Origin of the sequence: uncultured Pigmentiphaga sp., from assembly GCF_937950555.1 — a bacterium.
Lineage (GTDB): Bacteria > Pseudomonadota > Gammaproteobacteria > Burkholderiales > Burkholderiaceae_B > Pigmentiphaga.
On the sequence record NZ_CALFCW010000020.1, the window covers coordinates 100,281 to 123,291 of the forward strand.

Annotated in this window: 26 protein-coding genes; 21 read left to right on the plus strand and 5 right to left on the minus strand. The window is 65.7% G+C overall.

All coding sequences use genetic code 11. From position 1 onward, the window contains the following. Positions 1-492, minus strand: coding sequence for a hypothetical protein (locus Q0319_RS04625; protein ID WP_299451257.1), 492 nt, complete (start codon positions 490-492; stop codon positions 1-3). Between Q0319_RS04625 and Q0319_RS04630 the strand changes: the two genes are divergently transcribed. From Q0319_RS04630 to Q0319_RS04690, 13 genes are all read left to right on the plus strand, one after another. Then, positions 478-846, plus strand: coding sequence for a hypothetical protein (locus Q0319_RS04630; protein ID WP_299451260.1), 369 nt, complete (start codon positions 478-480; stop codon positions 844-846). The two genes, Q0319_RS04625 and Q0319_RS04630, sit on opposite strands and share 15 nt — an antisense overlap. Next, on the plus strand, positions 843-1,646 hold the full coding sequence (locus Q0319_RS04635; protein WP_299451262.1) for an IclR family transcriptional regulator: 804 nt from the start codon (positions 843-845) through the stop codon (positions 1,644-1,646). The genes Q0319_RS04630 and Q0319_RS04635 overlap by 4 nt, the downstream gene beginning before the upstream one ends. Before the next feature lie 46 nt (positions 1,647-1,692). Then, positions 1,693-2,106 (plus strand): antitoxin Xre-like helix-turn-helix domain-containing protein, encoded by a 414-nt coding sequence (locus tag Q0319_RS04640; protein WP_296467393.1) that lies wholly within the window; start codon positions 1,693-1,695, stop codon positions 2,104-2,106. Then, complete coding sequence (locus tag Q0319_RS04645; protein WP_299451264.1) at positions 2,103-2,792, plus strand: RES family NAD+ phosphorylase; 690 nt, start codon at positions 2,103-2,105, stop codon at positions 2,790-2,792. Before Q0319_RS04640 ends, Q0319_RS04645 begins: the two co-directional genes overlap by 4 nt. Positions 2,793-3,122: 330 nt before the next feature. Next, positions 3,123-4,289 (plus strand): ABC transporter substrate-binding protein, encoded by a 1,167-nt coding sequence (locus tag Q0319_RS04650; RefSeq protein WP_296467385.1) that lies wholly within the window; start codon positions 3,123-3,125, stop codon positions 4,287-4,289. A 268-nt stretch (positions 4,290-4,557) separates the two neighbouring features. After that, entirely contained in the window at positions 4,558-5,418 is an 861-nt protein-coding gene (locus tag Q0319_RS04655) for a branched-chain amino acid ABC transporter permease (protein WP_296467381.1), read from the plus strand. Then, positions 5,415-6,380 (plus strand): branched-chain amino acid ABC transporter permease, encoded by a 966-nt coding sequence (locus Q0319_RS04660; RefSeq protein ID WP_296467378.1) that lies wholly within the window; start codon positions 5,415-5,417, stop codon positions 6,378-6,380. The genes Q0319_RS04655 and Q0319_RS04660 overlap by 4 nt, the downstream gene beginning before the upstream one ends. After that, positions 6,377-7,144 (plus strand): ABC transporter ATP-binding protein, encoded by a 768-nt coding sequence (locus Q0319_RS04665; RefSeq protein WP_296467375.1) that lies wholly within the window; start codon positions 6,377-6,379, stop codon positions 7,142-7,144. The genes Q0319_RS04660 and Q0319_RS04665 overlap by 4 nt, the downstream gene beginning before the upstream one ends. Then, positions 7,137-7,856, plus strand: a complete 720-nt coding sequence (locus Q0319_RS04670) for an ABC transporter ATP-binding protein (protein WP_296467373.1) — start codon at positions 7,137-7,139, stop codon at positions 7,854-7,856. The genes Q0319_RS04665 and Q0319_RS04670 overlap by 8 nt, the downstream gene beginning before the upstream one ends. A gap of 78 nt (positions 7,857-7,934) precedes the next feature. Beyond that, positions 7,935-9,098, plus strand: coding sequence for an ABC transporter substrate-binding protein (locus Q0319_RS04675; protein WP_296467370.1), 1,164 nt, complete (start codon positions 7,935-7,937; stop codon positions 9,096-9,098). Between the two features lie 16 nt (positions 9,099-9,114). Continuing rightward, on the plus strand, positions 9,115-10,530 hold the full coding sequence (locus Q0319_RS04680; protein WP_299451268.1) for an amidase family protein: 1,416 nt from the start codon (positions 9,115-9,117) through the stop codon (positions 10,528-10,530). Continuing rightward, positions 10,523-10,927 carry a RidA family protein gene (locus Q0319_RS04685; protein ID WP_299451271.1) on the plus strand — a complete coding sequence of 135 codons (405 nt, stop codon included), beginning with the start codon at positions 10,523-10,525 and terminating at the stop codon, positions 10,925-10,927. Before Q0319_RS04680 ends, Q0319_RS04685 begins: the two co-directional genes overlap by 8 nt. A gap of 10 nt (positions 10,928-10,937) precedes the next feature. Next, positions 10,938-11,447, plus strand: a complete 510-nt coding sequence (locus Q0319_RS04690) for a cupin domain-containing protein (RefSeq protein WP_296471064.1) — start codon at positions 10,938-10,940, stop codon at positions 11,445-11,447. A 50-nt stretch (positions 11,448-11,497) separates the two neighbouring features. On the opposite strand, the gene Q0319_RS04695 is transcribed toward Q0319_RS04690, so the two are convergent. Next, positions 11,498-12,865, minus strand: a complete 1,368-nt coding sequence (locus tag Q0319_RS04695; protein WP_299451310.1) for a DEAD/DEAH box helicase — start codon at positions 12,863-12,865, stop codon at positions 11,498-11,500. A 346-nt stretch (positions 12,866-13,211) separates the two neighbouring features. Here Q0319_RS04695 and Q0319_RS04700 point away from each other — a divergent pair, with 346 nt between their 5' ends. The 6 genes from Q0319_RS04700 to speE all read left to right on the plus strand — a co-directional run bounded on the left by Q0319_RS04700 (position 13,212) and on the right by speE (position 19,262). Beyond that, entirely contained in the window at positions 13,212-13,751 is a 540-nt protein-coding gene (locus Q0319_RS04700; protein WP_296471067.1) for a cupin domain-containing protein, read from the plus strand. A 180-nt stretch (positions 13,752-13,931) separates the two neighbouring features. Further along, the gene (locus Q0319_RS04705; protein ID WP_299451274.1) at positions 13,932-14,810 is read left to right on the plus strand and encodes an alpha/beta hydrolase; all 879 of its coding nucleotides are present in this window, start codon (positions 13,932-13,934) and stop codon (positions 14,808-14,810) included. A gap of 2 nt (positions 14,811-14,812) precedes the next feature. After that, positions 14,813-15,613, plus strand: coding sequence for an IclR family transcriptional regulator (locus tag Q0319_RS04710; protein WP_296468098.1), 801 nt, complete (start codon positions 14,813-14,815; stop codon positions 15,611-15,613). Positions 15,614-15,638: 25 nt separating this feature from the next. Continuing rightward, entirely contained in the window at positions 15,639-16,445 is an 807-nt protein-coding gene (locus tag Q0319_RS04715) for an aspartate dehydrogenase (protein WP_296468100.1), read from the plus strand. Positions 16,446-16,723: 278 nt separating this feature from the next. Continuing rightward, on the plus strand, positions 16,724-17,728 hold the full coding sequence (locus tag Q0319_RS04720) for a tripartite tricarboxylate transporter substrate binding protein (RefSeq protein ID WP_296468102.1): 1,005 nt from the start codon (positions 16,724-16,726) through the stop codon (positions 17,726-17,728). 289 nt (positions 17,729-18,017) lie between these two features. Then, positions 18,018-19,262, plus strand: coding sequence for a polyamine aminopropyltransferase (speE, locus tag Q0319_RS04725; protein WP_299451278.1), 1,245 nt, complete (start codon positions 18,018-18,020; stop codon positions 19,260-19,262). A gap of 109 nt (positions 19,263-19,371) precedes the next feature. Here the strand turns inward: speE and Q0319_RS04730 are convergent, their stop codons facing one another. From Q0319_RS04730 to Q0319_RS04740, 3 genes are read right to left on the minus strand one after another with little or no spacing between them, the layout of a single operon-like run. Then, positions 19,372-19,743 carry a tripartite tricarboxylate transporter substrate-binding protein gene (locus Q0319_RS04730; RefSeq protein WP_299451280.1) on the minus strand — a complete coding sequence of 124 codons (372 nt, stop codon included), beginning with the start codon at positions 19,741-19,743 and terminating at the stop codon, positions 19,372-19,374. After that, on the minus strand, positions 19,740-19,964 hold the full coding sequence (locus Q0319_RS04735; RefSeq protein ID WP_296468108.1) for a LysR family transcriptional regulator: 225 nt from the start codon (positions 19,962-19,964) through the stop codon (positions 19,740-19,742). Before Q0319_RS04735 ends, Q0319_RS04730 begins: the two co-directional genes overlap by 4 nt. Before the next feature lie 18 nt (positions 19,965-19,982). After that, positions 19,983-20,888, minus strand: a complete 906-nt coding sequence (locus Q0319_RS04740) for a LysR family transcriptional regulator (protein WP_296468110.1) — start codon at positions 20,886-20,888, stop codon at positions 19,983-19,985. Positions 20,889-21,062: 174 nt separating this feature from the next. Between Q0319_RS04740 and Q0319_RS04745 the strand changes: the two genes are divergently transcribed. Together Q0319_RS04745 and Q0319_RS04750 are read left to right on the plus strand one after the other, a co-directional pair. Continuing rightward, positions 21,063-22,262 (plus strand): MFS transporter, encoded by a 1,200-nt coding sequence (locus Q0319_RS04745; RefSeq protein ID WP_296468112.1) that lies wholly within the window; start codon positions 21,063-21,065, stop codon positions 22,260-22,262. Continuing rightward, positions 22,259-23,005, plus strand: a complete 747-nt coding sequence (locus Q0319_RS04750; RefSeq protein ID WP_296468114.1) for an SDR family oxidoreductase — start codon at positions 22,259-22,261, stop codon at positions 23,003-23,005. The genes Q0319_RS04745 and Q0319_RS04750 overlap by 4 nt, the downstream gene beginning before the upstream one ends. Positions 23,006-23,011 lie beyond the last annotated feature (6 nt).

The window sequence follows — 23,011 nt, forward strand, 5'->3', positions numbered from 1 at the left end:
TTACCGGTCGAGCAGCGAGTTGAGCCGCGGTGCGGCGTAGGCCCAAAGGGCCTGCGGATCCTGCACATGCAGGTTGTGACCGAGCCCCTCGAACACGAACCCGTCCGGATCCAATGCCCGCAGGTCGGCCACCGGCACCATCGGGTCTTCAGACCCGGCGGCGAACCAGGTCGGACAGGCCGCCGCCCGCCGCATCGTCTGAACGTCCGGCCCGGCGGCCAGGGCCGTTGCGATGTCGGCAGCGAGCCGGAAACGGCCACCCTGTCCTGGGTTGTCCTCCTCCACCACGCCAGCCGCGACGGCTGGATGATCTGCGGGCAGAAGCCCTTCCAGCCCGGACACCCTCAGGAAGCGCCCGACGGCTTCATCCCGGCGCTCGAACCACCTGACGGGCGCCCGTGCCAGCTCCGCCGCCTTGCCACCACCGCCATCGTCACGCGCGCTATCGCCGCCGATGCGCCAGCCTCGGTCCTCGACGTGCTTCGCCAGCACCTGACCGGATACGCCCCGGGCGGTGAAACCTCGCGATGGGAGATTCTGCTGGTCGGCCCTTCGGGCTCGCTATTCGACGCCGCTGGCCGCACCGCCATCCCGGCCGGTGCGCCCATCTCCCGCGCAGTAAAGCAGGCCTTATCGGGGGGCCTGGGCAACGGTCCGGTCATGCTCGCGCCCACGCGCGAGCATCTCATGTGTGTACTCATTCCGCTGCGCAACCCGGCCGGCGCGCTCGACGGCGCGCTCGCGCTGATGGCGCCAGCTGACGATGCGGCGCGCAGGGCCACTCGCCCGGCCAGCCGCCGCGCCACTCCTACCATGAAGATGACAACACAGGCAGGCAGATCATGAAGCGCAGCATACAAGGCCCGGGGTTCGGCCCGCGACAAGAATCGGGAGAGGCGGACGACATCCTGCGCACCCTCGCACTGCTACGTGAACGCGAGCGGCTGCAGGTTGGCGACATCAGCGATGCTTTGTCGGTCAGCCGCCAGGCCGCACACCGCCTATTGTCCACGCTGCACTTCCACGGCTTTGTCACGCGCGGGTCCGAGAACGGCAGCTTCGCCGCCGGCCCCGTCCTGCTCGAACTCGGACTCTCTGTGGTCGGTAAGGTCGACATCCGCACGCAGCTCCGGCCGTACATCGAGAAGCTGGCAGAGGAGATCGGCGAAACCGTCCATCTGATATCGCTGAGCGGCCGCGACGCGCTGTTCCTGCTCAGCGTCGAGGGCAGCCGCATGGTAAGGGTGGCGGGTCGCACGGGGCAGAAGATCGAGGCCCATCTCACGGCCGGGGGCAAGGCCCTGCTGGCCCAGCTGAGCCCGGCGGAAGTCAGGAAGCTGCTTGGACGCCAGAAGCTGGTGGGCCGCACGCCCACCTCGCTGAACGACCCCGAACGGCTGGCCGCCGACCTGGAGGAAACGCGACGGCGCGGCTATGCGATCAGCGAAGGCGAAAACGAAGTCGACGTCGTCGCCATCGCGAAAGCCATCGACGCCGGCCCCTACGCCTCGTGCGCGGCCGTCAGCGTCTCCATACCCGCGGCGCGGGCCACCCGCAAGTTCAGGAACGGCATCATCGCCGGGCTGCTTCGATGCGTGGACGAGATAGAAAAGAGTGGTGACGGGCTGTCTCGAATTAGACCATAACTTGAAATTAGTCCCATATTGTACTATCCTGGCGTAAGATCCGGGGATGAGTACCATGGCCGTTGCCGCTTCCAAACCGCCAGAATTGAACAGCCAGGCGGCCAGCGACGCCGCCTTGCGCACGTTCTTCCGCATCGCCCAGGCCTGGCGGCTCACCGCCGATGAATCGGCCACGCTACTGGGCGTGCCGCGTTCCACCATGTTCCGTTGGAAGAACGGACGCGCGCCTGCGCCGCTGCCGCGCGATACGCTCGAACGGCTGTCGCTGGTCTTCGGCATTTACAAGGCGCTGCAGGTGCTGTTTCCGGTGCCCGAACGGGCAGACGCGTGGCTGCGCCGCCCCAACGACGCGCCGCTGTTCGGCGGCCGGCCGGCCCTGGAACGCATGCTGACCGGCATGACGAGCGACCTGTACGTCGTGCGCACCTACCTCGACGCCCAGCGCGGAGGCTGGACATGACCGTCCCGCCGGTTACCGACGTAAAGTGGACGCCTTGCCACCGGCTCGTGCCCAGCCGCTTCCCACCCACGGGCTTGTACGACCGCGTCGCGGATCCGGCCGATCTGGACGTGGTCTTCGCAATCGAAAACCTCACGAACCCGCGCGTCCGCGACGAAATCGGCAACCTGCGCCTGGTACCGCCGGCAGAGCGCATCTCAGGGCCCGGCACGACGCCCATCATGGCGGCATTCACGCATTTGAATCCAGCCGGTAGCCGATTCTCGGACGGCACCTGGGGCGTCTACTATGCCGGCGAGAGCCTTGAAACCGCGGTCGCAGAAACCATGTACCACCGCGCCGCGTTTCTCTCCGCCACGCGCGAACCTGCCATCGAAATCGACATGCGCCACTACCTGGCGGACCTCTCTGCGTCGCTGCACGATTTGCGTGGCCTGCAGTCGGCCTGGGCCAGGGTGTACGACCCGGACGATTATTCCGCCGGGCAAACCCTGGCCCGGCAGCTGCGGGCCCAGGGCAGCTGGGGCATCGTTTACGACAGCGTGCGCAGGGAGGGCGGGCAATGCGTCGCCGTGTTCCGCCCGCGCGCGCTCAGCCGCTGCCGGCAATCCCAGCACATCGCCTTCGTCTGGGACGGTCAACGCATGGCCGGCTGGTACGCCAAGTCGGCGCTGCGCTACGTCTGAGCCCCAGCCGGCATGTTTGTTTTTTCCATGCGCATGTTCTGAAACTACATGCGCGAGTCCGCAGCTCGGTCTTAGGATGAAGACCGCCCGCAAGTTTTCTCCGCCTTTCCCTCCAACCCTGGGTTTTCCCTAGGGATTTCGGGGCACCCATAGAGAAATCGATTATTGGCGTAATTTCGATTTTCGTATACGGTTACGTCAAACGCGGGCGGCGACACCGTACAACCGCTGTGTCGGCCGCACCCACCCATAGCCTGGACCGCAACGCAGGACGGGCGCCGAAGCGTGTCTTCGGGCTCCCAGACCTCATTCCTATCGGAGGAATAGACAATGAAATTGCGCATGTGGGGTTGTGTACTGGGAATGACGCTGAGCGGCATGGCCGCGGCACAGACCCCGTTGAAAATCGGCTTCGTGGGCGAAATGTCCGGCCAGCAAGCCGAATATGGGCTGCAAATGAGCAATGGCGCCAAGCTCTTCCTCCATGAGCACGGCGACGTGGTCGCAGGGCGCAAGATCGAACTGGTGATCAAAGACGTGGGCGGCCCCAATCCCGAGGTCGCCAAGCGCGTTGCGCAGGAGCTGATCACCCGCGACAAGGTCGAGTTCCTGGCCGGCTTCGGCTTCACCCCCAACGCCCTCGCGGTGGCGCCGCTCGCAACGGAAGCCAAGATCCCGATGGTGGTCATGAATGCCGCCACCTCGTCCATCACCGAGCGCTCGCCGTACGTGGTGCGTACGTCCATGACGCTCCCGCAAAACGCGTACGCCATCGCTGACTGGGCCCTGAAGAACAACATCAAGACGGTGTACTCGCTGTACGCGGACTATGGCCCCGGCCAGGACGCCAACGCCCAGTTCCGCAAGACCTTCACCGGCGGCGGCGGCAAAATCGTGGCCGAAGTCGCCGTGCCGCTGAAGAATCCGGAGTTCGGGCCCTACATGCAGCGCATCAAGGACGCCAAGCCCGATGCCGCGTTCCTCTGGTTCCCTTCCGGCGAGCTGTCGGTACTGATGCTGCGCGCCTATCGCGAGCGCGGCCTCGAGCAGGCCGGCATCAAGGCTTTGGGCACGGGCGACGGCACGGACGACATGTTCCTCGACAGCATGGGCGACGTCGCGCTGGGGCTGATCACTGCCTTCCACTACTCGGCCGCGCACGACTCGGCGAAGAACAAGGCCTTCATCAAGGGCTATGAATCGCTGTACGGCACGTCCATACGCCCCAACTTCATGGCCGTGGGAGGCTATGACGGCATGGCGCTGATCTACGAAACGATCAAGAAGCTCAACGGCAAGATCGACGGCACGAAGGCGGTCGAAGCCATGAAGGGCGCCAAGTGGGAAAGCCCGCGCGGGCCCGTCATGATCGACCCGGAAACGCGTGACATCGTGCAGAATATTTACATCCGCAAAGTGGAGCGCCGCGGCAACCACCTGTACAACGTGGAGTTCGCGCACATTCCCAACCTGAAGGATCCTGGCAAGTCCAAGTAAGACGTCCAGCATGGCATCCTCCGTCCGGACCTTCCCGGACGGAGCGCTTGCTTTTCCGGCACCGATGGATGCAGGTGCCCACCGACGGGCCTAAGCATGTGCACCCAGCGTTTCTTCTCGTCGGCAGACATCCGGAGCATCCATTACCCAGGCCTGCACCGACCGGTGCAGTGACCGATTCGCAGCAAGCCATGGATTGTCGCTATCACCCGCGCCCCGCCTGCGCGCAGGACGCCCTCTCACCTTCGCACGTCACCTGGAAGCATTCATGGGCATCGTAATCTTCGACGGCCTGGCCTACGGTATGTTGCTATTCCTGATCGGGGTCGGCTTGTCGATCACGATGGGGTTGATGAATTTCGTCAATCTCGCGCACGGCGCCTTCGCCATGGTAGGCGGCTACGTTGCCGCGCTCGCCATGAGCCACCTCCACATACCATTCGTCGCCAGCTTGGTATTGGCCTTCGTCGCAGCGGCCCTGACGGGCGCGCTGCTCGAGTTCGCCTTTTTCCGCAGGTTGTATCGCGCCCACCCGCTAGACCACGTGCTGCTGTCCATCGGCATCGTGTTCGTGTTCGTCGCGGGAGGCACCTACCTGTTCGGCCCCACCATGCAGCCCTTTACCGCGCCAACTTGGCTAAGCGGCCAGGTGTCGCTGCTGGGCATGGACGTAGGCGCTTACCGCCTGTTCCTCATCATCGTCGGATTCGCCGTGCTGGCGAGCCTGCTGTTGCTCATCAACAAGACGCGCTACGGCGCCATGGTGCGCGCGGCGGTTGACAACCAGCGCGTCGCCGCGGGGCTCGGCGTACGGGTCGACCGCCTGTTCTTCCTCACCTTTTCGTTCGGCTGCGGCCTCGCCGGGCTGGGCGGCGCCCTGGGCCTGGGAATGCTCGGCCTGGACCCGTCCTTCCCGCTCAAGTACATGATTTACTTCCTCATCGTGGTCTGCGTAGGCGGCGCCGGCACCATCGTCGGCCCCTTCGTGGCCGCCGTGCTGGTGGGCATCGTCGACGTCGGGGGCAAGTACTACATACCCGAGCTCGGCGCCTTCCTCATTTACGTATTCATGGTGGTGGTGCTCCTGGCGCGCCCCCACGGCCTGATTCCCAAGCGGGGCCTGACATGACGAAGTTGAATCTGAACCCGCGGCAGATCCTGGCGCTGGAAGTCGTGTTCTGGCTGCTGATCGCCTCGACTTACTTCCTGCTGCCGGACAAGCTGGTCCTCATTTCGCAGATCCTGATCACCGGACTGTTCGCAGTTGCGCTCGACATCGCCCTCGGCTACGCCGGCATCCTCACGGTAGGCCATGCCGCCTTCTTCGGCGTGGGCGCCTATCTGGCAGGCCTGCTGGCCAAGCACGGCTGGGGCGAGCCGTTCTCCGGGCTAGTGCTTGCCCTGGTTGCATGCGCCATACTGGGTTACCTGCTGAGCTACCTCATCGTGCGCGGCAGCGACCTCACCCGATTGATGATCACCATCGGGGTCTGCGTGCTGCTGTTCGAGCTCGCCAACCGGCTCACGCCCATCACCGGCGGCGCGGACGGCCTGCAAGGCGTCGAGATGTGGCCGGTGTTCGGCCAGTTTCGTTTCGACCTCTGGGGCAAGACGGCCTTTCTCTACACCCTGGGCGTGGTGCTGCTGTGCTTCCTGCTGGTGCGGTTGATGCTGCGATCGCCGTTCGGGTTGGTGCTGCGCGGCATCCATGACAACCGGCGCCGCATGATGGCCATCGGCTCGCCCGTCGACTCCCGGCTGCGCGTCGCCTACTGCTTCTCGGCCGCCATTGCGGGCGTCGCCGGGGCATTGCTGGCCCAAACGACCCAGTTCGTCGGGCTCGAGATGCTGAGCTTCAACCGCTCGGCCGAAATCCTCATCATCCTCATCCTCGGGGGTACCGGACGCCTATACGGCGGGCTCATCGGTGCGCTGCTGTACATGACCGTGCACGACTTCTTCTCCGACTTCGATCCGAAGTTCTGGATGTTCTGGCTGGGCATCTTCCTCATCGTGGTCGTGATGATCGGCCGCGGCGGCGTGCTGGGCGTTCTCTCGAAAGTGTTCAAGGTCCGGGAGCATCAGCAATGAGTGCCGCCAAACCTGCCACGCCCGCGCTGCGCACGCAGAACCTGACTAAACGCTTCGGGGCGTTCACCGCCGTCGACGGCGTCTCGCTCGACATCGCGCCCGGCTCGAGACAAGCACTCATCGGGCCCAACGGCGCCGGCAAGACCACGCTGATCAACCTCCTGACCGGCATACTGCGCCCGTCCGAAGGCAAGATCACGCTGGGTGACGACGACATCACTCACCTGTCCGCCGACAAGCGGGTGCATCGCGGCCTGGTGCGGACCTTCCAAATCAACACCTTGTTTCCGCGACTCACGCCGCTGCAGGCGGCCTCGCTGGCGATCGCCGAGCGCGAAGCCCTGGGCAAGGTGTGGTGGCGAACGCTGCACAGCTGCTCCTGGGTGGCCGACGAAGCGCACGCGTTGCTCGAACAGTTCAACCTGGGCCAGTACGCCTACACGGACACCGCCGAGCTGCCCTACGGCAAGCAGCGACTGTTGGAGATCGTGCTGGCGTTGGCTGCCAAGCCCAGTATTCTCCTGTTGGACGAGCCGGCAGCCGGCATTCCGGAAGGCGAGAGCGGCGAACTGTTCGAAGTCATCGCCCAGCTGCCGCGCGAAATGACCGTGCTCTTCATCGAACACGACATGGATCTAGTGTTCCGCTTCGCCGAGCGCATCTCGGTACTCGTCGCGGGCGCAGTGCTGGTCGAAGGCACCCCCGCCGAGATCGCCGCAGACCCGCAGGTGCGGGCAGCCTACTTGGGGAATTCGCGTGTCTGATTTCCTGCACATCGAGAACCTCACGGCCGGCTATAACGACGCGGTCGTCCTCAATAACCTCTCGCTGCGGGTCGAACGCGGCGAAAGCTTGGCCATTCTGGGCCGCAACGGCGTGGGCAAGACCACCCTGCTCGAAACCCTCATGGGCAATACCACGGTCAAGCAGGGTCGGATCCACTGGCTGGGCGAAGACATCACGCGGCTGCGGCCGGCCGAACGCGCACGCCGCGGCATCGGGTGGGTGCCGCAGGAGCGGGAGGTTTTCCCGTCGCTCACCGTGCGCGAAAACCTGGAAGTCATCGCCCGGGGCACGCACTGGACGCTGGACCGGGTTTACGACCTGTTCCCGCGGCTGCGCGAACGCGCCGGCAACTACGGCGGACAGCTCTCGGGGGGCGAGCAGCAAATGCTCGCCATCGGGCGCGCATTGATGACCAATCCGCAGTTGCTGCTGCTGGACGAGCCCATGGAAGGCCTCGCGCCCATCATCGTGGAGGAGCTCTCGGCGGCCGTACGCCGCATGTGCGCCGAAGAAGGGCTCACCGCCATCATCGTCGAGCAGCATCCGGTGCTCGCCCTGTCCATGTCGAAGAACGCCATCGTCCTCGAACGTGGCGTCGTCACCTACTCCGGCAGCAGTGGCGAATTGGCCGGCGACGCCGAACGGCTGGCGCAATTGCTGGGAGTGGGGCAGAAGCGCGCCGCCGGCTGATCCGTATTCATTCACGCCAAGGGGCCGGCGCCCGCCGGCCCCAGCCTCATTCCGCTCACCCTTTGTGGGAGTCCCATCATGATGCAAGTCGAGAAAGCCGGTTTACGCGTCGCGCTGGCCGCCGGCGTCCTTGCCGCCGCCACGGGCGCGCAAGCGCAGAACGTCGTCAAGGTCGGGTTCATCGGAGAAATGTCGGGGCCGTTTGCCGAGTTCGGCAAACAAATGGAAACCGGCATCCAGATTTTCCTGAAGGAGCACGGCGACACCGTGGCCGGCAAACGCGTGGTCGTGATCGTCAAGGACGTGGGCGGCCCCAACCCCGAGCTGGCCAAGCGCCATGCCCAGGAGCTGGTGGTGCGGGAAAAGGTGGACGTCCTGGCAGGCTTTGCGTTCTCGCCCAACGCGTTCGCCGTCGCACCGATTGCCACCGAAGCCAAGAAGCCCCTGGTGATCATGAACGCGGCCTCAGGCGCGTTGCCCGCCGCCTCGCCCTACATCGTCCGCACGTCTTTCTCGCTGCCGGCCATCGTGCCGCCCATCTCCGCATGGATGCTCAGGCAGGGGTACAAGACTGCCTACTCCCTGGTGGCCGACTACTCGCCCGGCCACGAAGTCGAGACCGCGTTCCTGGACTCCTATAAACAGGCCGGGGGCACCGTGGCCGGATCGGTGCGCACGCCGCTCACCACCATGGATTTTTCCGCCTACATGCAGAAAATCAAGGACATCAAGCCGGCGGCGGTCTTCGCGTTCGTCAACGGTGCCGACGTCGCCCAGTCCTTCATGCGCGAATACCGGGCACGCAAGCTCGAAGAGGCGGGCACTGCCATGGTGGGGACCGGCGACATCACAGATGAACCGACGATCGACTCGATGGGCGACGCGCCGCTCGGCGCGGTCACCGGCTATCCGTACTCCATGGACCACGACTCCCCCAAGAACAAGCAGTTCGTCGCCGCATTCAAGGCCGCGCGGGGCCAGCAGGCCCGCCCCAACATCATGGCGGTGGCCGGCTACGACGGCATGGCGCTAATCTACGAAGCATTGCGCAAGACCCAGGGCAAGACCGACGGCGACGCGCTCATCGCCGCCATGAAGGGCGTCAAGCTGGAAAGCCCGCGCGGACCGATCGAGATCGATGCGGCCACGCGAGACGTCAAACAGCGCGTCTACATGCGCAAGGTCGAGCGCGTCGACGGCCGGATGGCCAATATCGAGTTCGAAGCCATCGAACCGAAATAAGCTAAGGAGGCTGCCCATGCCAGCTTCGGCCCAAGCGTGGCTGTCGAAATCGGCGACCGAACTGCACGAGGCATACCGCGGCCGGGCACTTTCGCCGCTCGAGCTCGTCTCGGCGTTGATGGACGCGGTGGCAGATGACGCAAGCACCCTGAACGCCTTCTGCCTCCTGGATCGAGACGGGGCACTCAGCGCCGCCGAGTCTTCCGCCAAGCGCTGGCGCGCCGGCACGCCCCTCGGACCGCTGGACGGTATTCCAGTCTCGATCAAGGACATGTTCGACGTCGCAGGCTGGCCGACACGGCGAGGGTCCCGGGTAACCGCAGGCGCGCCGCCCGCCGCGGCGGACGCGCCCAGCGTCGCATTGCTGCGCCGGGGCGGCGCGGTGTTGTTCGGCAAGACGACGACCACCGAATTCGGCTGGCTCGTGGACTCCGAATCGCCGCTTACCGGCATCACCGCCAACCCTCGGGCTCCCGGCCGCAGCGCAGGCGGCTCCAGCACTGGCGCTGCCGCGCACGTCGCCCAGGGCTGGGGGCCGCTGGCGCTGGGCAGCGATGCCGGCGGGTCGGTCCGCATCCCGGCCTCCTACTGCGCCGTGGTGGGGTTCAAGCCCACGTACGGCGCGATACCGTCCGGCCCGAAACTCAGCGCCTTCTTCGACTTCGCGCACGTTGGCCCCATCGCCCGCTCGGTCAGTGACTGCCGCCTTGCGCTGCATGTCATGGGCAAGCCCGCCCCGTTCGACCCGCACTCGCTCTACGCACGTACGCAAGAGCTCCCACCTCGCTGCCCGGCCATCGCATACATGACTGACGTCGGCGCCGATACGGCGCTGGACCCCAAGGTAGAAGCCGCGATGGAAAGCCTCGTGGAAAGGCTGCGGCGCAGAGGGCATGCCGTCACCCAGTTGCGGATGGACTGGATGGCGCTCGCTGAAGCCTCCTGGACGGTCTGGCAAAGCCGCCTGTACGAATCCTTCATCGACCTCAAGCCCGATCAAATCAAGGCACTGGATCCGAGGCTGCAAGCGCTGTATGCGCAGGGCGCAGCCCTGGACAGCTGGAGCCTGGCCGACGCCCGTGCCAAGCTGCGGATCGCAGCGGCCGACATTGCGGCAGCTTTCTGCGAGGTCGACTTGCTGCTCACGCCCACCAGCCCGGCAGGCCCGCCCCCGGTCGGCGCGCTGTGCCGCGACAGCCATCCGCTGTGCGACCGTATTCGACAAACCTGCAATTGGCACCTCGCCAATCCCTATACCTTTCCGCTCAACCTGACGCAGCAGCCGGCGCTTTCCATGCCGCTGACCGTCGACGCCGAAGGCCTGCCCGTCGGGCTGCAAGTCGTTGGCCGCAAATACCACGACGAAACGGTGCTCGACTTCGCGCAGATGCTGGAATCCACACGTCTTCTTCAGGAGTCAGATCATGCCTAAGATCCTCGTGCAATCCCCGCACGCTCCCGTCACCGGGTTTACTGACAAAGGAACGCCATCGCCGCTGGCACAGGCCATCCGCGCCGGCGATTTCCTCTACGTTTCGGGACAAGGACCGCTCGACCCGGCCACCAAGGAAGTCGTCTCCGACGACATCCGCGTCCAGACCCGGCGTACCCTACAAAACCTGGTGGCCGTGCTCGAGGCCGGCGGCGCCACCCTGGCGAACGTCGTGAACATGCGGGTATGCCTGCGCGACGTCGCCGACTTCCCCGCTTTCAACGAAGAGTTCCGCGAATTCATGGGCGGCGAGAAAGTCACCCGTACCTGCACGGGGGGTACGCCCCACCGCCCGGGCGTGCGGGTCGAAATCGATTGCGTCGCCTACCTGGGTTGAGGAGGTAACGATGTTCAAGATGCCCATCGTCGACTTGATGAAGCAGGGAGACGAACTCGCCGCGAGCGGCAAACGCGTCGCCGTGCTCTGGCAAGAACCCGAATCCCTGGTGTTCCTCGCGCGGGGGCGGGAATACCGCAGCGAATTCCACATCAACCCCAGCGACGAAATGATGTACATGGTCAAGGGGCAGATGAACCTGCACTACAGGACGCCCGAAGGCAAGGAGGAGATCGCCGTGCTGCCGCAGGGCTCGGTCATCTACACCCCGGCCGGCATCCCGCACTCGCCCCGCTTCCCGCCGGATGCCTACCTGCTGGTGCAGGAGCGCAAGCGCCGGCCGGGAGAAATCGACCGCTTCCAGTGGTTCTGCCCGAACTGCGACGCCTTCCTGCACGAAGAGTCCTGCCACGTCGACGACTACCGCGCCGACCCGGTGTCCAAGGCTTATCAGCGCTTCTTCGACAATGAAGAGTTCCGCACGTGCAAGTCCTGCGGGACGGTGATGCCGCGGCCTTGAGGTAGCAATCGCGTTCCGTGCGTCATCCAGGGCATGCCCCGGATGGCGCGTCAGCCGCGCGAAGACAATTTATTGTCAGGGCGCTCTTTCGCTGGGCGCGTGGCACGACGAACGTCTTCCCGCTTGCGCCCCGATCCTGGGGAGGGCGCTCCCGTCTTGCCCGCAGCCGATCGACCTGCCTGGCTACGCCCGCCGCCCTCGCGATTTGCGCGGGGACCGCGCTCGTGCGAGCGTGGCGGCCGCGGCGCCCGCTCCTCCCGGTCCGGAGCCGTCACGACGAAGGCGGGAAGCGGCTCGCGATCGATCTTCCTCTTGATCAGTTTTTCGATGTCGGCAAGCAGCTTGGTTTCCTCGGCATCGACGAGCGACACGGCCGAACCCGTCGCCCCGGCGCGGCCCGTACGGCCGATGCGGTGCACGTAATCCTCGGGCACGTTGGGCAGCTCGAAATTCACGACCTGGGGCAGTTGCTCGATGTCCAGGCCGCGCGCGGCGATGTCTGTCGCCACGAGCACTTCCACCGAACCGTCCTTGAACCCGGCTAGCGCCTTCGTGCGGGCCGACTGGCTCTTGTTGCCGTGGATGGCGGCAGCGGGAACGCCGTCCTTGACGAGCTTCTCGGCCAGGCGGTTAGCGCCGTGCTTGGTCCGCGTGAAGACGAGCACCTGCTTCCAGCCGTTGCTGCGCACCAGGTGGCTGAGGAGGTCGCGCTTTTGCTCCTTCGGCACCAGCAGCACCGTTTGCCGCACGAGCTCGGATGCCGTATTGCGGCGGGCGACCGAGACCTCTTCAGGATCGTTCAGCACCCCTTTGGCGAGCGCCCGGATGTCGTCGGAGAACGTCGCGGAAAACAACAGGTTCTGCCGCTTGGTCGGGAGCAGGGCGAGGATCTTGCGGATGTCGCGGATGAAGCCCATGTCGAGCATGCGGTCGGCTTCATCGAGCACCAGGATTTCCACGCCCGACAAATCCAGCGTCTTCTGGCCGACGTGATCGAGCAGCCGTCCCGGGGTCGCGACGAGGATGTCGAGCGGCTTTTTCAGGGCGGCGATCTGCGGGTTGATGTTGACGCCGCCGAACATGACCATGGACTTGAGCGGCAGGTATTTGCCATAGGCCTGCACCGATTCTTCCACTTGCGCGGTCAGTTCGCGCGTCGGCGTCAGGATCAGGCAGCGGGGCCGGCCGGGCCGAAGCTGGGCAGGGCGGTTGCGCGACAACAAGTGCAACAGGGGCAACGTGAAGCCGGCGGTCTTGCCGGTCCCGGTCTGCGCCGCGGCCAGCAGGTCGCGGCCCTTGAGCACGAGCGGGATGGCCTGCGCCTGGATGGGTGTAGGGTGGGTGTAGCCAACGTCGGCAATAGCGCGCAGCAACGGCTCGGCCAAGCCGAGATCGACGAATGAAACTTCGGAAGTAATCAAGAAAACTCCAGCGACGGCCCGTCGCTCAAGCTGAGAGACTCCAATCGAGGCTGACGTGCGAAAAACTGGGAAAGGGAATCCGGATGCGGTGCGGCGCAGAGGCCGGGCCGGAGGGCGTCCGTATTGGAGCCGGACGTGGTGCCATTGTACCCGCTTACGGCGACCTAGTGTTAACCCTAGTGACGAGTCGCCTCAGTAGGCGTATATTTAGCGTTGTTTCACTATTAAACTCGCGTTTTATATATAAAACGCCAGCCAGTGACAGCGAACGAGTTTCCGGCGGGCGCGATTCGGCCCGCCCCCATCCGCTTTAGCGGCAATGCCGCGCATGCAGGAGTACACCATGACGGATATGTCTGAACAACAACAAGTCGCCCGCAGCTGGGACCGCCCGGAAGGCGCCGACTTCAAGACCTGGATGGAAACGCGCATCGCGCGTTTCTCCACCCGTAAATACGATTGGGATGCCCTGAAGTTCCAGGCCGATTTCGATCCCAAGTATCGCCGCGCCCAAATGCGCTACGTGGGCACGGGCGGTACTGGCGTTGCCTCTGACTCCAACACCGTGCCGTCGGAACACTTCACGTTCTCGACCATGGTGATCCCGGCCGGCCATGAAGGCCCCCCGCACGTGCACGTGGACGTCGAAGAAGTCTTCTTCGTGCTGCGTGGCAAGCTCAAGGTGATCCTGGAGAAGGACGGCGAACGCTACGAAACCATCCTGAGCGACCGCGACCTCATCTCGGTACCCCCCGGCGTGTATCGCGAAGAAATCAACATCGGCGATGAAGACGCCCTGATGTGCGTGATGCTGGGCGCCAAGAAGCCCATCACGCCGACGTATCCGCCGGAACACCCGCTGGCCAAGATCAAGCGGTCGTAATCCGCGCCAGGCGCAATTCCCGCGCTGTAGCGTCGCGACGGGCGGTGCGGGCGGGCCGGCTATGCCGGCCTCGCCTGCACCGCCTTATAGGCGCTGGCAAACGTTCCGGATCGCATCGCGACGCGTCGCCGGACTGCCGTGCCAACGCCCCGATATGAGAAGGTTGAAGGACTGAGGACCATGCATACCGAAACGCTGGCGCCGGAACCGTCGCCAGAAACACTGGAGCTGCTCAATACCCGTTTCGCCGAGCGGTCGGTGCAAACCGCCGACGGCGCGCAGTGTTTTCGCGAGGCTGGCCAAACGGGCGCGGACGGCATGGCGCTCGTCCTCCTGCACGGCATCGGCTCGGGCGCGGGGTCGTGGCTGCACGCTGCCCTCGAGCTGGCCGGGCGCACGCGCGTCATCGCGTGGGATGCGCCGGGTTATGGCAACTCCGCAAGACTGGCGCCTGCGTCCCCGGGGCCGGAAGACTACGCCGCGCGGCTGCACCAAATGCTCGATGCGCTGGGAATCGAACGCTGCGTGCTGGCCGGGCACTCCCTCGGCACGCTGATGGCCACAGCATATGCGCACGGCCTGGGTAAAGGGCGGGTGGCCCGCCTGGTGTTGCTGAGCCCGACGCGCGGCTACGGCAATCCCGCACAAGCCGAACGTCGCGAAGCCGTCCGCACCGAACGGATCCGCACGCTAGAGCAAGTGGGCATCGCCGGCATGGCGCGTTCGCGCCCGGCCAAAATGTTGTCCGCGCAACCGAGCGCCGAAGCGCTCGCGTGGGTCCGCTGGAACATGGAACGCCTCGATGCAGCCGGCTACCGCCAGGCCATCGAAATGCTGTGCAACGCAGACATGTCGCGCTATGCACCGGCCCCGGTACCGGTAGAGGTGCACTCGGGAGACCAGGACACGGTCACCATCCCGGCCAACTGCCGAGCCATCGCCGAAATGTTCCAGGCGCCCTATGGAAGCATCGATGTCGCCGGGCACGCCTGCCACATCGAACGGCCCGGAGCCGTCGCCGCCATACTTGAACAAGCCCTCGCCGCCGCCTCGCGTTGATCATGAGCGAAGTCGTCACCAGCGAAGACATCCCGGACCGCTACATCGTTCCCGGGCTCGAGCGGGGCCTGCGGCTGCTGGGCCAATTCGGACGGCAGGACCGCATTCTCTCCGCACCGGAAATCGCGCGCCGCTTGGGGCTGCCGAGGTCGACCGTATTCCGGCTGCTGACCACGCTGGAGGCGCTCGGCTTCATCGAGCGCACGGAAGGCGGCCGCAGTTATCGGCTGGGGATGGCGGTGCTCACCTTGGGCTTTGAGTACCTTGCCTCGCTGGAGCTGACCGAGCTCGGTTCGCCGCTGTTGCAGCGCCTGCGGGACGAAAGCGGGTATTCCTGCAACCTGGTGGTCAGGGATGGCCGCTCCATCGTCTACGTCGCCAAAGTCTCGGCGCCCACGCTGTTTCCCAGCGCCGTGAGCCTGGGAACGCGCTTGCCCGCGCATGCCACGGTGCTGGGCCGGGTCATGCTGAGCGACCTCGACGATGAAGAGCTCCGCGAACTCTATTCCGAGGAACAACTGGAGGTCTTTTCCCCCAGCACGCCGCCCACGCTGGCGGCGCTGCGCGAAATGCTCGAACAAGACCGGGCCCAGGGATATGCCATGGGCGCCGGCTTCTACGAGCCCAGCATTACCAGTATCGCGGCCCCCGTTCGCGATCATACGGGTCGCGTGGTCGCGGCGCTCGGCGCCGCGCTTCCTTCGTCGCGCGTCGAGGCATCGCGCGTCGACGATTTGATCCAACAAGTTAGAGCCACCGCGGACGAATTGTCGCGCCTGCTCAATTACTCACCCACTCGTTGACCGGGCGTATGCCCAGGAGCCATTCATGTTGAGAATTTCCATGATCGGAGCGGGCGCCATCGGCACCAGCGTCCTGTCGCTGTTGAAGAATGACCCCGACGTATCGGTCGACAGCGTGATCGTGCCGGAGAACGCTCTCGCGGCGGCGCGCGAGCAGATCGCGCAGATCGCTCCCCGGGCCCAGGTCGTCACGCGCCTGGCCGACGTTGCCGAGCGTCCCGACCTGCTGGTCGAATGCGCAGGGCACGGTGCGCTGCGCGCGCATGTATTGCCGGCCCTGGAACAAGGCATCCCCTGCCTCGTGGTATCCATCGGCGCGCTGTCCGACGTCGAGCTCGCGCGCCAACTGGAAGAAGCGGCGACCCGCGGCAAGACCCAGATCCAGCTGCTGTCCGGTGCCATCGGCGGCATCGACGCGCTGGCGGCGGCGAAGATCGGCGGCCTGGACTCGGTGGTCTATACCGGTCGCAAACCGGCGCTGGCCTGGAAAGATACGCCCGCCGACGGCCCGTTCCAGCTCGAGTCGCTGACCGAGCCTACCGTCATCTTCGAAGGCCCGGCCGGCGAAGCCGCCCGGCTCTTCCCGAAGAATGCCAACGTCGCCGCCACGCTTTCGCTGGCTGGCCTGGGCTTGGACCGCACCCAGGTGCGCCTCATCGCCGACCCGACCAGCAAGGAAAACGTCCACCACGTGGAAGCCCGCGGCGCCTTCGGCAGCTTCGAAATCACGATGCGGGGCAAGCCGCTCGCGGCCAACCCGAAAACCTCGGCGCTGACCGTCTACAGCGTCGTGCGGGCCATCGGCAACCAGGCCCACGCCATAAGCATCTAGAAGTTCGATCTCACGTATCGAACCAGCAGCCAACGGCTGCAGGGGTATCCCCCGAAGGGGAGAGGATCGGAGGAGCGATCCGTCCCGCCTGCCTGACTCGCAACCGGCGTAAGACTGAGTACCGGCAGGTTTTTTTTGCGGCGGAAAAGCACGCCCTTTTCCGCCGACCCGGTCTGTTCCCTGGCGCCTGGGCCCTGTGCGGGCCCGGCGCCGCGACCGGCTAGGCCCGGTGAATAAGTAGGAAACAGACCGTTTCTGTCTTGGAGTAGTCAATCAACATGTTCAAACCCAGTCTCCGCCTGGTGGCCGGCGCTTTGCTCGCGACGGTCGCCACGGCCTCTTTCGCCCAGGCTCCCGCCGCTGACGATGCCGCCGCCCAGGCCGCGCTCAAGCAGGGGCAATTCCGCATCGTCGCCCCGTTCCCCCCCGGCGGCCCCGTCGACGTGCTGTCGCGCCTGCTGGCGACCGGACTGCAGCATCTCTATGGCCAAAGCGCCGTGGTGGAAAACCGTCCCGGCGCCAACGGCAACATCGGCATCGAACTCGTCAAGCGCGCGGCGGGCGACGGTCACACGATGCTGGTGGTCCCGGCAGGCAACATGACCATCAACCCGACGCTGATGCCCAACCTGCCCTACAACGTCGAGAAGGACTTCATTTCCGTCGCGATGCTGGCCAAGGCGCCCAACGCCATCGCCGTGTTCCCGTCGGTTCCCGCCCGCAACATCCAGGAGCTCATCGCGCTGACGAAGGCCAAGCCCGGCACCATGGCCTACGGCTCGCCCGGCGTGGGCAGCGGCCTGCACCTGGCCGGCGAATTGTTCAAGGACGCCACCGGCGCGGACTTGCTGCACGTACCCTATAAAGGCACCACGCAAGCACTGAACGACACACTGGGCGGCCAAATCCAGGTGATTTTCGGCGCGGTCCCCACGCTCATGCCGCAAATCAAGGCAGGCAAACTGCGCGCCCTGGCCCTGACCGGCGCAGATCGCTCGAGCGTCCTGCCCGAGGTGCCCACGCTGGCCCAGGCCGGCGTCGAGGGCGTGAACGTCGTCTCCTGGTACGGCCTCTACCTGCCCAGCTCGACCCCCGCCAACATCGCCGGCCAACTGGCGCGCGACGTGACCAAGATCCTGGGCGATCCCGCCACCCTGGAAACGCTCAAGGCGCAAGGCCTGGATCCCTCGCCGCTGCGCCTGGAGGCGTTCCGCAAGTTCCAGGCTGACGAAACCAAGACCTGGGAAAAAGTGATCAAGGCCCGCGGCATTACCGCAGGCTGACGGCGAACCGGAGCCCGGCGGCGAGACGCCCGCTCCGGACGACCCCTCGCGGCCTGCGAGGGGTCGTCTTTTTCTTTATCCTAGACGATCCACGCGAGAAATCCGGGGGCGTCCGGCGCCGGGGGTCTCGCGAACCTGCTCATGTTGGAGTAGACTCGAGCGTTTTTGCCAGCCGTTTCGCAGGAGAACCGGCCGCTTCGCAAGAAAAATCGGAGGCCATCGGCCTACCCGGGCTTTCGTTGTGCCCGTCCCTTGGTCGCAAGACTCATTTCCAAGGAGCATCGACACCATGCAAGGCCTGCACTTAACCGCAGATCTTTACCATTGCGCCTGCGATGCCGTCCTGATGACGGACGCAGACACGCTCGCGCGTCTTTGCCGCCAACATACTCTCGAGGCCGGATTGACCCTGGTTGACGAGAAATGGCACACCTTTCCCGAATTCCAGGGCCAGCCCGGCGGCGTGACCGGCATGCTGCTGCTGGCCGAGTCGCACCTTGCCGTGCATACATGGCCAGAGCGCAAGGGCGTGACGCTCGACGTATACGTCTGTAACTTCCAGGAAGACAATTCCCGCAAAGCCGAAGCCCTAATGAAGGCCATCGTCGAGGCATTTCAACCGGGGGACCAACAGCGCCAGCAATTGCTGCGCGGAGATGCCGACGGCCCCGCGGAAGCCGGCGAGCTCCTGCTGGAGAACGTGGCCGACGTCGCCCATTTCGGCTTCCGCTTCGAGCGGCGCATCCTGAGCCGGCAAACCGCATACCAAAGGCTGGAACTGCTCGAATCGGCGGCGCTAGGCCGCACGCTGCGGCTCGATGGGCGGTTCATGACGTCCGAAGCCGAGGAATTTTTCTACCACGAAGCCCTCGTGCACCCTGCCGCCACCGCGCATCCCGCTCCGCGGTCCGCGTTGATCATGGGCGGCGGCGACGGCGGTGCGCTGGAAGAACTGCTGAAACACCGCACCATCGAACGCGCAACCCTGGTGGACCTGGACGGCGACGTCATCGACGTCGCACGCCAATACTTGGAAAAGATCCATCGTGGCGCGCTGAACGATCCGCGCGCCACGGTGTTGGTCGAAGACGGTGCCGCCTTTCTTGCACGCACCTCCGAGCGCTACGACCTGATCTTGCTCGACCTGACCGACCCGGATACGCCTGCGGGCCCACTCTACACACCGGAGTTCTTCCGCCGGTGCAAAGAGGCGTTGTCGCCCGGCGGGGCCTTGGTGCTGCACATTGGCTCCCCTTTTCACCAGGCCGACCAAGTCCGCGGGTTCTGCCGCACGCTGCGCAGCGAGTTTGCCTACGTGCGCCCATACGGGCTGCACATCCCGCTCTACGGTACATATTGGGGGCTGGCCGTGGCATCCGACTCGCTCGACCCCGTCGCGGTGCCGGGCGAAACGATACATGGGCGCCTGGAAGAGCGCCGGGTCGGCGACCTACAGTACTACAACGCCCAGGTCCACGGCGCGCTGTTCGCCCTGCCGAACTATTACCGCCGGCTCGTCGCAGACGAGGCCTGACGCATCCTGCTCCTGCGTCCGTCATTGCCCGGAACGCCCCCGGAACGCGATGACGGACGCTTTATCCTTGCGCCCGGCGCAAAAGCGCCGCCCGCGCCATCCCACCGGTTCATTCCAGCACGATTTTTGCCTCGGCGGCGATACGCCGGAACTTGGCGATGTCCTGTGCAACTTGCTCGGCTAGTGCCTGGGCCGGAGCATACTGGACGTTCAAGCCAATGTCGTAGGCCTTGCTGCGCAACGCCTGGTCCGCGGCAATCGTTTGCAGCGCCCGGCCCAGCACATCCACCACCTCGGGGGGCGTTCCTGCCGGTGCCATCACGCCTTGCCACCAGGTCATGTCGTAGCCTTTCAAGCCCGCCTCGTCCACCGTTGGCAGGTCGGGGAACCGCGGGTCCCGGACGCTGCCTGTCGTCGCGATCGCTTTGACCTTGCCCGCGTCCACGTGCGGTTTGGCCGCGCCATCGTGCGTACAGCTCACCTGGCCCGCGCCAGCTCCAGGCCTCTCGCGGTCGGCTCCATCCCGGCTGAGGTCTTGACCAACAGCGGATCGTGAAAGATTTCCCGCAACCGCGCCAGCGCGCTGGACATCGCGGACTGTCCTATGCCTACCCGTTCCGCCGCGCGCGTGACGTGCCGCTCTTTCATCAAAGCGTCCAGGTAGGTCAGCAACTGGAGGTTGATTCGCTTGTAGTCCAGCATGAGGGCTCCTGCTCGTTTTCATTGGAAGGGCGCGCGTGACGCCGCCTGCAGCCCTAGCACCGCGTCGCGCACCATTCCCAATGCGCGGCTCAGCGGCTTGTCGCGCCGCATCACCCACGCCAACCGCCGCTCCAGGCCGGGTGCAAGCGGGATGACGTCCAGGCCGCTCCGGAGTCGCGCGGTCGCCACCGACAGTTGGGGCAATAGCGACCACCCGAGCCCTGCCGCCACCATCTCCTTGATCGCCTCCACGCTGCCCAGCTCCATCACGGGCTTGACGTGGCAACCCGCCCGGCCGAACCACTCATCGATCAACCGGCGTGTATTGGCACCCCGCTCGAACAGCACGAGCGGCTGCCGTGCTAGCGCCTGCGGCGAAATTCGCTTCATCGACGCCTGGCCACGCGGCGCGATCGCCAGGAACGCATCACGCACCACCGGCCGGATATCCAGGCTGCGCCCGGCTGCCGGCAATGTCACCAGCGCGGCATCCAGCGTGTTGTCTTCCACGCGGCGCAGGATCTCCGGCGTATTGCCGGTGCTCACCGCGATGTCGAGCTGCGGCACTTTGCGCTTGAGTTGCCTGAGTACCGGCGGCAGCAAGTGAATGCAGGCGGTGGCGCCGGTGCCGATGCGAACGAGCCCGCCCGGCGCATTCGCATGTTGCTGCATCGCCGCCTCGGCGTCGTCGAGCGCAAGCTTGATGCGCGCCGTGTGCTCCAGCAGCAAACGCCCGGCCTGGGTAGGCATCACCCGCCGCCCGACCCGCTCGACCAGGCGCAACTGCAACCTGCGCTCCAACTCGCGTATCTGGTGGCTGACCGCAGGTTGCGTCATGCCGGCCCGTTCGGCGGCAGCGGTGAAGCTGCCCAATTCCATTGCGCTGCTGAAAGTGAGCAGGTAGGCGGGATTCAGGGGCTGCATAGAAGTTGTTTATGCATTGCATAAGAAGACGCAGGTTCTTTTATGTAATGCCAAACGCTAGAGTACGGTCAACGCCATACAAACCCCGACGCCGGGCGCTTCGTCCGGACCGACTTCTCATCGCCAGCCATGCCCCATCGCCCTTCTCCGGGCACGCCCGCCTCTCCATCTGCGATGAAGACACCGGTTGTGGCCCGGGAGAACGTCATCCCCCGCCGTATCGTCGTTTGCCTCGGCGTGGCCCAGGTCATCGCCTGGGGCACGATGCACTACCTCGTGTCAGTGTTCGGCCCATCGATCCAGGCGGAAACCGGCTGGCAGGCAGGATTCGTATACGGCGGGTTCTCCTGCGCCCTGGTCGTCATGGGAATCGCCTCGGCCTCCGCAGGACGCTGGATCGACCGGCGCGGAGGCCGCGCGGCCATGATGGCAGGATGCTGGATTGGTGCCGCGGGCTGCGCCACGCTGGCCGTTGCGCATCACGGCGCCGTCTACTACCTGGGCTGGATACTGCTCGGGCTTGCCATGCGCCTCGCGCTCTACGATGCGGCCTTCGCCGCCCTGGCGCACCTCGCGGGGCCTCGCTCACGCACCGCAATGTCATCCATCACACTATTCGGCGGGTTCGCCTCGACGGTCTTCTGGCCGCTCGGCCAGTGGATGGCCGAGGCCTGGGGATGGCGCGCGGCCCTGCTTGCCTATGCCCTGGCACTGGCAGCGTCATCCCTGCTGCACCTGGCCCTGCCGGCACACCGTGAGGCCGCAGGCCCGGCCGCAAGCGCGGTCACCACGGTCCCGCTGCCGGCACTCCGCGCAGACGTCGCGCTTTACGGCTGCACCGCCGCGATCGTCCTTTTCCTCCAGTCCGGCATGGCCGCGCACCTGCCCGGCATGTTGCACGGGCTCGGCTGGACGCCGGCCACGGCCATTACCCTGTCCACGCTCTTCGGCCTAGGCCAGGTGGCAGGACGCTGCAGCCTCGCGCTCGCCGGCCAGCGCATCGGCATACTGACCGTCAATCTCGTTCCATGTTCGCTACTGTGCCTCGCATTCGCCGCCGCGCTCGCCGCCGGCACGACCCTGCCCGGCGCGGCACTCTTTACACTCCTATACGGCGCAGGAAACGGGATGGCCACCATCATGCGCGGCGCGATCCCGCTCGCCCTGTTCGATGCGCGGCAATACGGCCGCATCGTCGGCGGCGTCCTGAAGCCGGTTTTCATCCTGTGCGCCGGCGCACCGGTCGTATTTGCATTGGCCATCAGAAACCTGGGCTACCCGGGAACCTTGGCATTGATGCTGGTCATGTCCGTGGCGCTACTGGCAGCCGCCGTCGCGCTTCACCGTCGTCATCGCAAGGAGGCAAGCCCATGACGCATCCAGGCACCATCGTCGTTACCGGCGGCAGCCGCGGCATAGGCGCCGCGACGGTCCGCTTGGCGGCCGCTGCCGGCTACGATGTTTGCTTCACCTACCACGAGCAGGGCGATGCGGCGCACGCCTTGGTACAGGAAATCCGGGCCCTTGGCCGCGAAGCGACCTGCATCCAGGCGGACGTCGCAGACGACGACGCCGCAGACCGCGTGTTCGCGCATGCTGCCTCCCTACCCCGGGCGATAACCGGCCTGGTCAATAACGCCGGGGTCACGGGCCCCATCGGCCCCTTCCACGCAGCCGACACCAAGACCCTGCGGCGCGTATTGGAAGTGAACGTCATGGGGACCATGAGCTTTAGCCGGCACGCGGTACGCATGTGGCTGGAACAAGGCAGGCCCGGCCACATCGTCAACGTCTCGTCCATCGCCGCCGCATCCGGGGCGCCTGGCGAGTACGTGCACTACGCCGCATCCAAGGCCGCGGTGGAGGGTTTTACCGTCGGCCTCGCGCGCGAGGTCGCGGCGCAGGGGATCCGCGTCAATGCGGTCGCGCCGGGAACGACGCTGACGGACATCCATGCCGCAGCCGGCGAACCCGACCGTCCCAAGCGCATCGCAGCGCGCGTGCCAATGGGGCGTATCGCGCGCGCCGAAGAAATCGCCGAGGCGGTCATGTGGCTGCTATCGGAACGCGCAGGCTACGTAACGGGCTCGGTACTCAAAGTCGCGGGCGGCCTGTAGCCGGCC